Source organism: Gilliamella sp. Choc6-1 (genome assembly GCF_001690385.1).
Taxonomy (GTDB): Bacteria; Pseudomonadota; Gammaproteobacteria; order Enterobacterales; family Orbaceae; genus Gilliamella; species Gilliamella apicola_A.
On record NZ_LZHI01000066.1, the window covers coordinates 1 to 15,367 of the forward strand.

10 protein-coding genes and 1 other RNA gene are annotated in these 15,367 nt (G+C 34.5%); 2 read left to right on the forward strand and 9 right to left on the reverse strand.

Annotated elements, in window-relative coordinates:
- Both A9G36_RS08435 and ssrA read right to left on the reverse strand, forming a co-directional pair.
- Positions 1 to 1,405: type VI secretion system Vgr family protein (locus A9G36_RS08435; protein ID WP_141670643.1), on the reverse strand; the 1,405-nt coding region annotated here is incomplete at its 3' end.
- A 584-nt stretch (positions 1,406 to 1,989) separates the two neighbouring features.
- Positions 1,990 to 2,354: a transfer-messenger RNA gene (ssrA, locus tag A9G36_RS08440) on the reverse strand.
- A gap of 599 nt (positions 2,355 to 2,953) precedes the next feature.
- Here ssrA and A9G36_RS08445 point away from each other — a divergent pair.
- Positions 2,954 to 3,856, forward strand: coding sequence for a DMT family transporter (locus A9G36_RS08445; protein ID WP_218055710.1), 903 nt, complete (start codon positions 2,954 to 2,956; stop codon positions 3,854 to 3,856).
- An 80-nt stretch (positions 3,857 to 3,936) separates the two neighbouring features.
- On the opposite strand, the gene A9G36_RS08450 is transcribed toward A9G36_RS08445, so the two are convergent.
- Entirely contained in the window at positions 3,937 to 5,217 is a 1,281-nt protein-coding gene (locus A9G36_RS08450; protein ID WP_065569468.1) for a virulence factor family protein, read from the reverse strand.
- Between the two features lies 1 nt (position 5,218).
- Entirely contained in the window at positions 5,219 to 7,822 is a 2,604-nt protein-coding gene (mprF, locus tag A9G36_RS08455; RefSeq protein ID WP_065569467.1) for a bifunctional lysylphosphatidylglycerol flippase/synthetase MprF, read from the reverse strand.
- 354 nt (positions 7,823 to 8,176) lie between these two features.
- Here mprF and A9G36_RS08460 point away from each other — a divergent pair, with 354 nt between their 5' ends.
- Positions 8,177 to 8,818 carry an HD domain-containing protein gene (locus tag A9G36_RS08460; RefSeq protein ID WP_141670386.1) on the forward strand — a complete coding sequence of 214 codons (642 nt, stop codon included), beginning with the start codon at positions 8,177 to 8,179 and terminating at the stop codon, positions 8,816 to 8,818.
- Positions 8,819 to 8,856: 38 nt separating this feature from the next.
- On the opposite strand, the gene A9G36_RS08465 is transcribed toward A9G36_RS08460, so the two are convergent.
- From A9G36_RS08465 to nrdB, 5 genes are all read right to left on the reverse strand, one after another.
- Entirely contained in the window at positions 8,857 to 9,780 is a 924-nt protein-coding gene (locus tag A9G36_RS08465) for an AEC family transporter (protein WP_065585636.1), read from the reverse strand.
- A gap of 25 nt (positions 9,781 to 9,805) precedes the next feature.
- On the reverse strand, positions 9,806 to 12,496 hold the full coding sequence (gene glnD, locus A9G36_RS08470) for a bifunctional uridylyltransferase/uridylyl-removing protein GlnD (protein ID WP_065575647.1): 2,691 nt from the start codon (positions 12,494 to 12,496) through the stop codon (positions 9,806 to 9,808).
- Positions 12,497 to 12,657: 161 nt separating this feature from the next.
- On the reverse strand, positions 12,658 to 13,098 hold the full coding sequence (locus A9G36_RS08475; protein WP_034944123.1) for a hypothetical protein: 441 nt from the start codon (positions 13,096 to 13,098) through the stop codon (positions 12,658 to 12,660).
- A 258-nt stretch (positions 13,099 to 13,356) separates the two neighbouring features.
- Positions 13,357 to 13,995, reverse strand: a complete 639-nt coding sequence (locus A9G36_RS08480) for a DUF7424 family protein (protein WP_065569464.1) — start codon at positions 13,993 to 13,995, stop codon at positions 13,357 to 13,359.
- Between the two features lie 165 nt (positions 13,996 to 14,160).
- The gene (nrdB, locus tag A9G36_RS08485; protein ID WP_034944777.1) at positions 14,161 to 15,291 is read right to left on the reverse strand and encodes a class Ia ribonucleoside-diphosphate reductase subunit beta; all 1,131 of its coding nucleotides are present in this window, start codon (positions 15,289 to 15,291) and stop codon (positions 14,161 to 14,163) included.
- Positions 15,292 to 15,367: the final 76 nt, after the last annotated feature.

Sequence of the window (15,367 nt, forward strand, 5' to 3'; positions counted from 1 at the left end):
GGGTATCAATATAGCCATAGGTGTCATTATCGGGACTGGTGACCCGTGCCGGTAAGGTGCCACTGACTTGTGGCCAAGCAAGGGGCGCTGGGCGATACGGTTTTAATACCTTAAAAGGTATCGCAGTAAAACTGAGCTGGTAAGCATCAGTGCGGCTGCCGCTGCCCGTAACACTTAAAATAATAATGCCTTCATCAATATCAATCAGCGGGGCGCCATTAAGGCTAATGAGTTGCCCAGGAGCAAGGTTATAACGGTTGCTTTTGCCTCGGATAATTATTTGTTCACTGATTGCTTGTTCATGGCGAATACGTGCGTACCAATTGCCACTTTCTGGGGTGCTATTAAGGTGGTAATCATTATCCCTATTTTGTGCATCATCGTTATTCTCGCTCATCCCCCCATTTTGCTCACTTTGAATATTTTTATAAATTTTGTTGGGGCTATTTTTTTGACTACCTGAACTGACACTGGCACTACCTGCATATTGATAGTGCTCGCCATAACGGTAGTTGGTGCCGTTAGTGGTGCGGTCATCGGGTTGGCTATTGACCTCGCCAAGTAAGTTGGCTTTGGCATCACGGTAGTTGTAATCTTTCACTTTAACCGATGATGCCACCGTTTGGCTGTGCATGCTAATATCCCAAACGCTTTCAGTGCCACCGTCCAAGGTGCCACTGGGTAATTTGTAATCAATATGGGCAACTTGGTCATAACCTTGTTCATAATCGCTTATCACCATTACGTCGCAGTCGTGCTCGGCATGGCTTTCAAAGCGAAACCAGATACCCACATCCGCCATTAAGCGTTGGATAAATTCAAAATCGCTTTCTTGCCATTGGGTAATAAATTCCCTGGCTGGGTAGTGCTCTTTAAGTTCAAGGCGGTAGTCTATGCCATTAAGTCCGTGGCTTCTAAGTATTTGTTCAACCACGCTTACTACGCTTTGGTTCTGGAATATGGCACAGTTGCGGTTTAACGTTAGTCTAGCCAGTCGTGGCGATAAGACCACTTGATAATGCGCTTCTTCTTTATTCACCGATAATTGGCTAAACTCGGTGATAATACCATAAACCTTGCGGGTGCTTTTATCATTGGTAAAATCACCCAAGGCACGGATTGCAGAACTGAGCGCATCGCTTACAACAGAATTAAATGAGAAAGTAGCCGGTTGGTTTAAAAAAGCATCGGTAGATAGGGTTTTATTGGCGCTGGTAAAAGTAATGGTGTAATGCCACAGCTGGTTTAAGGCCTCTTCGCCTTTGACGTTTAACACCGATATAGGAGTGCTGAGTTCATCAATGGTTAGTGTGTAACGGTTATGGCTAACTTTATTTGTTAATTGGCTAAGCAAGTCTTTCCCTGCTTGTCCTGCTTGTTCGATGATTTTGTCTAATCCTCTCACCGTATATTCCTCTTATTATCCTCGTTTCATTCAAATTTAATACTTAATTTATTATTCTGTTTTCTAATGTGATCAAAGATCATTAGATTTAAAAAATGATTTGCTCATTTTGTTGGCATTGCCGCTAATTGCTTTGTTAAATCCATACCAAATTTACAACATTTAATTCACTTAACATTGGTTAAGACTTATTTTAATAACCGATAATGGTAACTTTATTAGAAGCAGCAAATTACGTTGTTTTGTTAAATTTTTCAAGTTTTTTTTACAAAAATTATGAATTAAACTAGTAGGATAACTTAATGTAGAACATTTTTTTTAGCCTTTGGAAATGCGGTTTTTACTTGGTTTTCTGTGCTTTGAGTGTGTTAATTTTGTTTTTGTAAATATCATTATTATTGGCTTAATTTTTTGTAAAGGCTCTAAAGTTATTGAATAACGTTGGTAGGCAATTATGCTATTTTTAGTGCATATTATGAAAAAGTTTGATGTTTATGATGAAATTAAATTAGATACATCTCAATGGTATGTTAAATACAAATTTATTTATAAATTTAACTTAATGTGGATAGGGTAAGATTGGTTGGTGGAGCTGGCGGGAGTTGAACCCGCGTCCGAAATCTCTACATCCTCGGTACTACATGCGTAGTTTGTTTTTGAATTTCATCTACCCGCTGCGAACAAACACGCTACTGGTAGACTAGCTTGATTAAATTTAATGCTTCCGCCCCAAGCAAGGCTTCCACACGATCTCGTTTGGGTTTGACTCCTCTTGATCCCCGTCCTACGAGCGGAGGCTAGGGAGAGAAGGCTCTATACAGGTTATTAAGCTGCTAGTGCGTAGTTTTCGTCGTTTGCGACTATTTTTTTGCGGTTTATTTACGAGGCCTACCGCACCTCGGCATGCACCTTGGGTTTCGCAAATCCCGTCGAATCCAGAATCAGCCCCAAATGTGGTTATTACCTATGGGTAATATCGTGGCATTATAGGTGAAATCAAGTGCGAATACAACCTGAACTGAGTTTATGCAACAGAAAGAGCGGGGAATTAATAAATGAGTCTTAAAAATTCAATAGTTAAGTGTGATTAAGGTAATGGTAAGGCGATTTTTGTTAAAAAGTGACTTTTTGAAAGTAATTAAATACTATTTGATAAAAATTATTTTATTTTTTTAATAGTTAAAAATCATTCGGTTATTAAATATTTTGGTGAAATAAAAAAATAAATGAAATTTTTTTGAACTTTTTGCGTTTTCACTTGTCTATATTAATGGATTACGTTTTTTCATTTTTTGCCCTCCACTTGAGTTTTCGAGTGGATTTTTTTTATCCTGCGTTTACCAATAGGTCATTTATTCACTTCCTCTAATTTTATTGTTTTTTGTAAAATGCATTTTTATAAAAGAAAATGGGTATTATTCACTGCGCTAATTATTAAAATAGTACTATTTGTTGTTATTAAGTTTGTAAAGTAATTTTATTTGGAATTTATTTTGTGTACTATCATTTACTATTTTATCGCATAAGGTTTTTATGTAAGCAGAGAGAATGATCATGTTATTTTCAAGAAGAGTACAAGGGCATTTAATTGCGTTAATAACTGTGTTCCTTTGGGGAACAACATTTATTGCAACCAAAGTGTTGTTAATTAATTTTAAGCCAGTTGAAATTTTGTTTTTTCGCTTTGGACTTGGTTATGCCACGTTATGGATTTTAGCGCCTCGTTTTTTTGCTTGGCAAGGGGTAAAACAAGAATTGATGTTTTTATGTGCCGGGTTATGTGGTGTTACTTGTTATTTTTTATGTGAAAATATCGCTCTTACTTATACAACAGCTTCGAATGTTGGGGTGATTACCACTTTGGCACCAATATTTACTGCAATCTTTTCGCTATTCTTTTTAAAAACTGAAGCACCACCTAAGCGGTTTTATATTGGCTGTTTATTTGCGATTATTGGTGTGGGATTAATTAGTTTTAATGGTAAATTTGTGCTTTCGCTTAACCTACTCGGTGATTTGCTTGCTATGTTGGCTTGTGTGTTTTGGGCTTGTTATTCGATTTTAACTAAGTTGAGTAGTAATTATGGTTATAATACTATTTTGCTGACACGTCGCTTCTTTTTTTATGGATTATTGTTGATGTTACCAGCACTATCATTTTTTGATTTTGAATGGAATTTATTTCGTTTTGTCGATCCAGTTAATTTGTTGAATATTTTGTTTTTAGGTGTAGGCGCTTCGGCTATCTGTTTTGCGTCTTGGAATTATGCCGTTAAATTAGTTGGGGCGGTTAAAATAAGTGTTTATCTTTATTTAGTGCCTGTTCTTACTATTATTGGCGCCATTATTGTTTTGGGTGAGCCTTTTACTTGGATTACTGCGATAGGTACATTGTTTACACTTTGTGGTGTGCTATTATCTGGAGCGAAGGTTCGTGTTAAGAAAAGTTAGATTGTATGATGTTAAAAATGATTTAATTATTTAAGAAGGCGCCATTTTGAACGGCTCCTTTTTATTATTAGGCGTCTTCGTTATTTTATTCGGTTGTCGATTGCATCCATAATAATTTGTCCAAGATGTTCATAATTTTCGTCAAAATGGTGTCCACCCGGTAATTGAAATGCTTCCCCTTTCATTTCAGGTTGTAAGCAGCCTGTATCTTCTTTTTCTTCTTCACCATAGATACAAAATAATTTTGTAGCTGGGATTTTATCTACTTCTGGAGCGGTCTTCATTTCATCACCTGATTGACCAAGCCAACCACTGATTTCAATTTCAAAGTTGGCATTTTTTGAAAAGGCAATCATTACCAAAGCTTGGATGCTTTTTTGTTCATCGGGTGATAGGCGATTATATAAAGCGGGTAAAATATCACCTCCGAAAGAGTAGCCAGCAAGGATAAACTTAGTTATGCCCCATTTTTCACGATATTGTTGCATTAAATAACTTAAATCTTGAGCACTACGTGCAACAGAGCGGTGTTGCCAAAATAGTTTTAATGCATCAATACCCACAACATTATAACCATGTGTTGCTATGTATTCGGCAGATACTTTATCTAAATCACGCCATCCACCATCACCTGAGTAGTAAAATGTAACTGTTTTAGGATGAACTTCATTCTTTTTTGCTGGCAATTCAATTATTGGTAATTGTTCATGTTTACCAAATAATATTGATGATAAATGCAAAGTTAATAATTCTACGGGTGAAGCTTGGTATTCTCCGATTAATGTGGTGACATTAATCTTTTTTTGTTCTCGAGGAAATACAGCGGTTTTTTCTTCTGGTGGATTATTCCAAATGACTTGCCAACTGCCATGGTTTGCTTGAGTAGGCAGTGGGGTATCACAATCTTTATGTTCTAATGTAAATTCAATAGATAGCGCTTTTGCATCATCACGTTGTTGCTGAGCTAACCAACGATAAGCAAAGGCAGCACCTTCTTGCATACCTGCAACAGCAAAATTGGATTCATTTAAAATCTTTGCTGCTTGATTAAATCGGTTTTGTTGTTCGCTACAACTTGCTTGGGGTTGTAGTTCAAATTGTACCAGTTTGGCACCCATTTTTTCAGATAAGTCAAATAATTGTTCTGCCGTGAAATGGTTTTCTTTTGTTGCCACAATAATTGCTGCTGCTTCGGCTGACCGTTTAGGGCTAGCCGAGATTAGCTCAAAATCTTTGTTAATTGTGATTGTTTTTACTGATGCATTTGTGTGGTTTTTAATAAAGTACCATCCAATAGTCGTAAGTAGTACAATGAATAGTAAGATAATAACTAATAAAATGTAGCGGATAATTTTTTTCATTTTATTGGCTCTTGTTTTTTTTTAAACCCGTTATTCCACCAGAAATGAGCATGGTTGTATCAATTAATGCAACGAATGGATCTAATCCAGCTGGCACAGCCATGTAGCGTGGCTCCCAATGGGTGGCAAATTTGTCTTTAAAGCGCCGTAATCCTTGAAAATTATAGAATCGTCCTCCACGTCTAAAAACTAATGCCCCGAGTCTTTGAATTAATGGCGCTCCTCGCCGTCGATGCATGCCCGAAAGGGGAACCATTCCCAAACTGAAATATTTGTACCCTTTTTCTTGATAATGGAGAATTAATCCAACCATTAGGAACTCCATTGTTAATTTAGGGATTTGTTGAACAACACGCATTATATCGATACTTGATTTTTCATGTTGGTTGGTTTCTAACAAATTAACAAAAGCAATAATACGTCCTTCATGTTTGATAACCGCAATGGTGAAGTTATCTAGATATTCTTTTGAGAAGGCACCTAAAGAAAATTGTTTTTCTTTCCCATTTTTACTTTTTAACCATTCATCAGATACAATTTTTAATTCATCAAGCGGTGCGGTACCTGGAGGATAAAATATTAGTGATAGACCATCACGTTGACCTCGATTCCATGTGTAACGGAGATCTTTATAACCTTTAGATGAAAGGTCGAATCTTTCTAAATCCACTAAAGCTTCTTCACCTAGTTTTATTGTTCGTAGACCAATGTCCATATAAAAGGGTAAATTACAGGCTTTAACTTGGTAAAAAACAGGACGTAAGTGATGTTGATCGCATAAATCACGGTAAGCCCATATTAAATCAGCACGATCTGTATTATTACCAATTGGATCATAAAGGGCAATCATGCTTCTTCCTCGCCTTGCATACATAATAAAGGCGGTTTTAGATTCATTGAAGAGTAGTGATTTATCACCGCTCATCGCAAGCCCTCCTTCTGGCTGCTTTGAATCTAAAATGATTTGATAGGCTTTATCAAGTTCATTTTTTTTAGGACTAGTTAAGATAGGTAATGCTGGTCGAAATAGCCAAAATAACATGATGCAAGTTAATAAAATAAAACTTCCTAATGCTGCGCGCAGTGCACGAGGTACTCGGCTATCTAATTCTAATTGCCACCATAATGAATGGCTGTATGGTACATCTTGATAAATAAATAAAATTAGCCAAATAAATAGGGCAATTAAGCAAAAACAAATCGTAAAAGATTTAAAAGAGAATGGCAAAATGCTTAAGCGGCTTTTGCGATAAAAAGCATGTCTGAATTTAATGAGTGATAGTGCAATTGTGCATAATACTAATGCTTCGATCCAGTGCAGTCCTCGTAATATTGAAAGTAGACTGCCGATAAATAATAAAATGACTGACAAACTCCATGCAGAACTTAGGCGACGACGCAATCCCATCGCAAGTAATAGGCATAAAACGCCAATTAAGCTAGCAAATAAATGGGCAAAATTGACCACTTTACTAGGAATGAAGTTATTAATAAATGGGTGATTGAAGCCTGGTGTGAGGCTTGAAAACATCATGATGATACCTGCAAAAAATAACGAGGCTGACATAACAGGCGCGGCAAAACCGGTTTCCCTTTCTTTTACTTGATGCGTAGTTAAATGATGTTTGCTTTCATTTATTAGTAATAAGATACCAGCAATAATAAGGGGAATTAGAATATAAATAATTCGGTAGATCACTAATGCAACGGTTAAAGATGCAGTGCCGATTTCGGATGAAAAAGCACCAAGCATAATTGCTTCAAAAACACCTACACCACCCGGTATATGACTTAATGTACCTGCGACTAATGCCAAAATATAGATCATGATAAAAGTGATAAAAGTCGGGTGGGTTGGCAATAGAAAATAGAGAATTGCTCCTGCAAAAATAGCATCAAATAAGGTTATTAAATATTGGTATGACGCTAAACGTAAGTTAGGTAAACGAATACTCCAATGAAATAGTTGGAATAATCTAGTATAGTTATTAGGTCTTTGAGGTAGTCGATTACAATATAAATAAATTGATAATGCTAAATAAAGACAAAGTATGCTACTGGCGATTAAACTTATACTTTTTGTTGATAAATGCAGTGCAATGGCAATATTTTTAGTTTCAATTAATGCGGCAATAGCTGCTAGTAAAGGGAAAGTTAATCCTAAAGAAAGAGTAACGAATATAGATATTCTTGCTACATCAATGGTGGTTAAGCCATGTTTAAAGTAGAGGCGACAACGCACGGCGCCACCTGAAAGTGCAGATAGCCCTACCGCATTTCCAATAGCTGAGGCACAAATCCCGCCAAGAGCGATAACTGACGGCTTTAATTTTACACCAGCATAATAGGCAGCAGACCATTCATAGCCGATTAACATTAAGTAACTACCTATAGCTGATAAGCATGAAAATATAATGGTATTTGCTGATAATTTATGTGCAGCTTGGTTTAAATCATTTAGATTAATTTCTTTTAGTAAATGCCAACACACTATAAGTGCAATAAAAAAGATAGATAGACCAAATAGTAGAGCTAAGAATTGGCGGTAGCGTGTGAAATATTCTATGAACGACCAAGGCAAAACTTTACGCGCAGATATTTTCACTTATTCAACTCCAATATTTGCTTTGATAATGTTTTGTGATTGATGCATTCTACCTTTGCACTTTAATGAAAACAACTGAAATAAAATAAAGGAAATTTAAAAAAATTATTAATTATTAGTACTTTTTTATGGCAATTGCCTATTGATTATGTATTTTATAGTTGAACAATAGTGATATTTTATCATTTAAAATGAGTTGAATTTTTTTAACTTGATAATAGGGTGAATGTTAACTAATAGATTATCTAACAGTATAATCTTTAACAAAATGTATTTACTCCTTTCACTTCAATTTTATGGATGTTTGTAAAGTAAATGAACACAAAATTAGCTATCGAATTAACGCAACAACAAATTAAAATTGTTGAAGAAATAAAATGTTATGTTAAGCAAAAGCTTGCTCATGATTTTTCGGGGCATGATATGGCGCATATTGAGCGTGTGGTTGGATTAACGCAACAGATATTGCCTTATGAACCCAAAGCAAATTGTTTTATTGTGATATTAAGTGCTTATTTGCATGATGTTATAGATGAAAAAGTGGTGGCTGATGTGAATCAAGCTTCTGCTGAGTTACGTGGTTATTTAAATTCACTTAACGTTTCAAGTGATGATATTAGTATGATTTTTGATATTATTGATAATATGTCTTATCGAAAAAATCTTGCTAGTAAAAAAACACTATCGCTTGAGGGGAAAATTGTGCAAGATGCTGATCGCTTAGATGCAATAGGCGCAATTGGTGTAGCGCGTACTTTTTATTATGGTGGCAATAAACACCATGTTATGTGTGATCTGGCAATTTCACCTCGAACTGTAATAAATGAGGTCAATTATAAACAATCTTCTACGGTGATTAATCATTTTTATGAAAAACTTTTTTTGCTTAAAGATATGATGAATACCCAAATAGCCAAAAAACTTGCTGTGCCAAGGCATCAATTTTTGGTTGAATTTGTTAAGCAATTTGAAGAAGAATGGCGGGGTGAGTGTTGATTTTTCTATAGTTGAGTAAAGAGTAGGTTTATACGGTATTAATATGGAATTGGCGCTTCGACTAATTCAAGTACAATTGGTAATGTGATTAAGCTTAGTAGTGTGCTAAGTAATGTTGCACTTGATACTAGCTCTGGGTGTGTATCAAATTGGACCGACATTAGTGTGGTGTTAGCTGCGCTTGGCATCGCTGCAAGTACAATTAATACTTGTTTATAAATAGGTTCAATTGGCATAAATGAGACCATACACAGTGCAACAATTGGCGAAATGACCATACGGGCTAATAAGGCAAATGAGATTTTAGGGTAATCAAGCTGAGTAATGTTTATTTTGGCAAGCTGCATTCCTAAGATGATCATGATCACTACGATAGAGGCATCGCCAATCATGCTGATGGAGGTCATAATCGATTTAGACAAGGGAATTTGGCATAGTTGAAAAATAATACCTAGAACTGCGCCATAAGCAATAGGCATGCGTATTACTTTATTTATTACATCTTTTTGAGTAACTATATCACTATGTGAGCTGCCTTTGGCTGCATAGTAGACTCCAACAGTACTCATCACAAACTGTTGTAATACCATCATAATTACTCCTAAATCAAACCCAACCGTACCAAAAAAGACTAACAGAACTGGTGTGCCATAATTTCCATTATTCATAAAACATGAACTTAAAATCATTGCGCAGCGCTCTTTATCTGAATATTTCATTAGTACTGACCAAATTGAGGCGATAATCACCAAAGAAAAACAGAGCCCAAATATATAACAAATGTAGAATAAATAGTCTGTTGTTAAGGTATGCGTATAAAATGTTTTAAACGATAAGAAAGGCGAAAGTACGTAAAGCGACATTTTAGAAAGGTTAGCTACATCAAATTTTAAGGTTTTTTGCGCAATGAATCCCACAATAAAAATACAAAAAATGGGGAATAAAATAATAAAAAAATTCATAGGCTATATCTTTTAGTTAATGATGTTAATTCATTGAATCAATGGCGTTAGTAATTGATTCTCTTAGTTTTTGGCAAGTATCATCACTAAGTGCCTGTTTGTTTTTATCGGTTAAAATAAACAGATCTTCTATGTGTTCACCAATGGTGGCAATTTTGGCACTGCTTAGTGATAAATCTAAATTAGCAAACACTTCCCCCACACAAGCAAGCAGCGCTGGTCTATCTAGTGCAATCAGTTCCATGTAAGTTTGTCTATCATTAAAAGCAGATAGAAAGTTAACTTGAGTAGGTACTAAAAATGATCGTAAACGTTGTTTAGGTGCTTTAATGGTAACACCTTTGTAAGTAGGCTGTTTTAATGCTTTTTCAAGCGATTTTATCAATCCTTGATGTCGATCTTTTTGTACGGTTTGTCCATTGGGATCTAATACAATGAATGTATCTAGTGCAAATCCTTTTTTGTTGGTAATGATAAGCGCATCGTGTATATTTAAATTGTGCATGCTCAGTGTGTTACAAACTGTGGCAAAGAGATAAGGTCTATCAGGTGCATAAATAAGCACTTCAGTACCACCATAATAAGGATTTGGATTAATTGATACTAATGTTTTATTTAAGTCATGTTGTAATAGAATTTGTGCATGCCAGATAATTTGTTCTGTAGTGTAACGAAGAAAATAGTCAACACGATAATATTGCCAAATATTTTTGATGCTTTGTTCATTATAATTTTGCTTAATTAATGTGGCTAATGCTTCTTGCTTATGCTTTCGCGCAATACTGCGTTGTTCTGGAATTTGATGAATACCTGAATCAAATAAATGTTCTGCACTAAAATAAAGCTCACGCATTAGACTTTGTTTCCAATTATTCCAAAGGGTTTCGTTAGTGGCACAGACATCAGCTACCGTTAGGCACAATAAATATTGTAATCGACGTTTACTTTTAACTAGTTGGATAAATTCGCTAATTACCTTAGGATCTTGTAAATCACGGCTTTGTGCGGTAACTGACATTAATAAGTGGTAGCGAACTAGCCAGACAATTAAATCGATATCTTTACTTTCTAATTGATGTAATTGACAAAATTCTTGAACTAGGTGTGAACCTATATCAGAGTGATCGCCGTGTCGCCCTTTTCCAATATCGTGGAATAATCCAGCGATAATTAATAATTCTGGTTTAGGTAATTTAGCAAAAACTTTAGAGCTATTAGGGTGTTTTTGTTTGCCACTTTCTGTTTTGAGGTTGTCAAGTTCAAGAAGTAAACGAATGGTATGTTCATCCACAGTATAAGCATGAAATAGGTCAAACTGCATCATACCGGAAATGTGTTTCCAGCCAGGTATGTAAGTAGCAAGTATGCCATATTGATGCATTGGTAAAATGGCTTTTTTAATGGCGTTTGGGTGTTTGATGATCGATATAAAAAGTGCTCTGGCTCTTGCATTTTCACAAAGTAGGGTAGGTAGCGTTCGTCTGGCTGAGCGCAATTGCCTAATTGTATTAGAATAAAGCCCTGTAATTTGAGGGTTAAGCAAAATAGTGTAGAAAAGCTGCATAATCATTACAGGATCTTTTTTGAAGATATTATTATCTTTTACATCGATTAATTTTTCTCGAACTTGGAAATGTTCATCAATATCATAGGGGGTATTTTGTGGATGAAGTTCAAGAATGGTTTCATCAAATAGTTGTAATAACATTTGATTGAGTTCGGTTATATTATGAGCTACTCGATAATAATCATGCATCATTTTTTCAACCGGTACATTACCTTTACCTTCATAACCTAACATTTTGGCAATGCTTAATTGACGATCAAAGAGTAATCGATTGTCATAACGCGTAATTACACAATGGAGAGCAAAACGTAATTTCCATAAAAATCTTCGACATGTTTTAAATTCTTCAATATCTTCTGGGGTTAAATAGTTAAAGTTAGCTATTTTCTGTAAAAATTCACCACCAAAATGGCGAATCGCAATCCACTGAATAATTTGCATATCCCGCAAACCACCTGGGCTATTTTTTAAGTCGGGTTCAAGATTATAAGTAGTACTGTGATACTGTTGGTGGCGTACTTGTTGTTCCTGAATTTTCGCTTTGAAAAAAGCTGGAGAAGGCCAGAGTTCTTTATTAAATATTTTTTTTTGAAGCTTTTTTAATAATAGATTACAACCTGAAATCATTCTGGATTCTATTAAGTTGGTCATAATCGTGATGTCATTTTTAGCTTCCTCAAGACAGGTTTTTAATGTTCTTACACTATGACCAATATCTAAATGGAGATCCCAAAGTAAACGTACAAAATCACCTATTTGTTTTTCAAGGTCTTTAGTGAGAGGATGATCGCTTAATATTAATATATCAATATCAGAGAGCGGGTGAAGTTCTGCTCGACCATAACCTCCGACGGCAATTAAGGCAATTCGGTTTTTTTTGAAAAGTGAAGTTATTTGCTTAGGAATTTGGTAATAATTCCATAAGCGTTGAAGTAAATGGTCAATGAATTGGCTTCGTAAGTGTACTAAAGATTCGATGTTAGCTTGTTGCTTAAATTGTGTTACAGACCATTGTTGAAAGGCATCAAGTTGTTGTTTTAGATAAGTGACGTTAATTTGTTCATCACTAAAATCATGAGGAGATATAGGGTAACATAAATGCGTTTCAGTCATAGCGATATTATTAAATAAAAATAATTTTATTGTCATATCGTTACGCGATTTTTAATGACTGTCAAGCAACAGTTTGGCGATATGTTATTACGATGGTGTTATATTTAAAAATACATTTATCTGTATTTATAGTATAAATAATTTACCCATTAAGTGGATTTGTCGATCAATCATAACAATCTAAAGAAACTTAGCGCTTATTTTGGAGTGCGATTACAAGTGATTTCTATATTTACTTTTTTATTTTTATTTTCGTCATCCTCAAATATGATTTCTGTTTCTTCAATTGTTTTGAATTGATCATGTGAAATATATTGAATACTTTTTTTTGTAGCTAAATACGCACCATTTTGTGATTTTAATAACTCTGATTTATTGTAGTAAGATGATAGGTCATATGGATATGAGTTTTTTGTACCAAAATTAAAATAGAGGGTATCATCTTTCATGAAATATTTAATTGTACCGCTATCATTTTTTATAGGTACATATTCTTGATAATTACCGTCTTTCCATTTTGCTACTCGTCCTATAAGAGAGCATTCCCACTGACCAATTAGCATTTCTTTAGTGACTTTATTTTCACCACAGCCAACTAACACAATTCCAACTAAACTGATTAATAATAATTTTTTCATTATATTCCTTTTATAATAAATTTTTGGCTAGTAGGCAAAATATTTTGATTATATGAATATAGTATCTTTATACTTAACCAAGCCAAATCAACTTTATTCTGTTTAATTAACAATGATCTTGTCTGTATTGGCAAAATATGGCTTCAATTTGAATGAGTTTTGTCTATCTCTAATAACCAATACGATAAGCAATAATGTTAATATCTAGAATATGTAAAATAAATCCATGATGGTTTATTTTTATGATTTTTTATTTTTTTACTGATATTGCTTATTTGCATCCTCATAAACTAGGGCTGAGCCGTTAGAAAAAATAGAGGAAATTGAAACGTCAGATAATTTAAATGTATGATTACCTGGTTTTAATGTATATCGAGCTACAAGAGTTGGTTTTCCATCCAAATAAACGGCATGTGCTATTATGTCTTGGTCTTTATTTAAGTCGTTATTGACAGTAATGTAGATGTCGCTTGATAATTTACTAAATGCTGATTTGCTTGCTTTGTTGATCTTTTGTTTGAAATTATCCGACATTTCAACAATCATTCCACCACCTGTATCGGTATTTCTAATTTGAATTCCTTCATTTCTTGATTTGCCGCCAACAATAATGGGTACTTCAAAAACTGCTTTTGATATAATATTGTCTTTGTAGCATTTAAGATATATGGCTTGAGAAAATACTTTTGATACCGTTTTTTTCGCATTTGTTATATCGGCTGATTCATTTTGGGGATTTCGATAATCATTACAGTTTGTCACTGACACAATTAATTTTGAACGAGCTTTTTGGGCTGTTTCACTGTTTAAATCACTTAAATTTACAGTTGGTGCTAACTCGACTTTACATCCAGATAATAACGTTATCGTTATTAAGCTAATCAATACTTTATTCAATTTTTAACCGTTTTTTTTAATTGTGATTAACTGAATAATATAATTAATATAATGATAAATCAATCTATTTAAGTTTAATAAATGTTCATAATGACGAATAAAAAAGGAACAGTAATTTGTTCCTTTTAGGTTATCATTCTTAGGTAGGGTTTGTTTGTATAAAATTTATAATGTAAAATCGCTTAAATCATCTTCACTAATTTCAGAATCAATTTGACCAACTAAATAAGAACTCATTTCCGCTTCTTGTGGTGCTACTTGTACATTATCTGATACTAGCCAGTTATTAATCCATGGAATTGGATTTGATTTAGCTTCAAATGGTAATTTTAGTCCGACCGCTTGCATACGAATATTGGTAATATACTCTATATATTGGCATAAAATATCTTTATTTAATCCAATCATTGAGCCGCCTTCGAATAAATATTCAGCCCATTCTTTTTCTTGGTTGGCAGCTTGTAAAAATAGTTCATAACAATCTTGTTCGCATTCTTTAGCAATTTCTGCCATTTCGGGATCATCTTCACCACTACGTAGAGTGTTGATCATAAACTGTGTGCCAGTTAAATGTAGGGCTTCGTCACGTGCAATCAGTTTAATAATTTTTGCATTTCCTTCCATTAGTTCTCGTTCAGCAAAGGCAAATGAGCAAGCAAAGCTGACATAGAAGCGAATAGCTTCAAGTGCATTGACACTCATTAAGCAAAGATAAAGCTTCTTTTTTAACTCTCGCATATTAATGGTTACTGTATGATTGTTAATGGTATGTTTACCCTCGCCAAATAAGTTGTAATAGCTAGCATAGCTAATTAGATCATCATAATAACCAGCAATATCACCAGCGCGTTTTTGGATTTCTTTATTGGTAACAATATCATCAAAAACAATAGAGGGATCATTGACAATATTGCGAATGATATGTGTATAAGAACGAGAATGAATGGTTTCTGAAAATGACCAAGTTTCTACCCATGTTTCAAGTTCAGGTATTGAAATAAGTGGCAGTAAAGCCACATTAGGGCTACGACCTTGAATTGAGTCAAGTAACGTTTGATACTTTAAATTACTGATAAATATATGTTTTTCATGTTCTGGTAACGCAGCATAATCAATACGGTCTTGAGAAATATCGACTTCTTCAGGGCGCCAAAAGAAAGAGAGTTGTTTTTCAATTAATTTTTCAAACATCTCATATTTTTGTTGATCATAACGTGCAACATTGACAGATTGACCAAGAAACATTGGCTCTTTAAGTTGGTCGTTATGCACATGCGAAAAGGTACTGTAATTCATGCTCATAAAAGAACTCCTAACTGATTCATCATTACTTTTCCGCTAACTGGCAGCAGTGGAAAAAGAGAAATGATTG

Excerpts from the sequence above, each read along its gene's own strand:
- A9G36_RS08445 (WP_218055710.1), top strand. The coding sequence starts at position 2,954 with ATGATCATGTTATTTTCAAGAAGAGTACAAGGGCATTTAATTGCGTTA.
- A9G36_RS08450 (WP_065569468.1), bottom strand. The coding sequence starts at position 5,217 with ATGAAAAAAATTATCCGCTACATTTTATTAGTTATTATCTTACTATTC.
- A9G36_RS08465 (WP_065585636.1), bottom strand. The coding sequence starts at position 9,780 with ATGAATTTTTTTATTATTTTATTCCCCATTTTTTGTATTTTTATTGTG.
- glnD (WP_065575647.1), bottom strand. The coding sequence starts at position 12,496 with ATGACAATAAAATTATTTTTATTTAATAATATCGCTATGACTGAAACG.
- A9G36_RS08475 (WP_034944123.1), bottom strand. The coding sequence starts at position 13,098 with ATGAAAAAATTATTATTAATCAGTTTAGTTGGAATTGTGTTAGTTGGC.
- nrdB (WP_034944777.1), bottom strand. The coding sequence starts at position 15,291 with ATGAATTACAGTACCTTTTCGCATGTGCATAACGACCAACTTAAAGAG.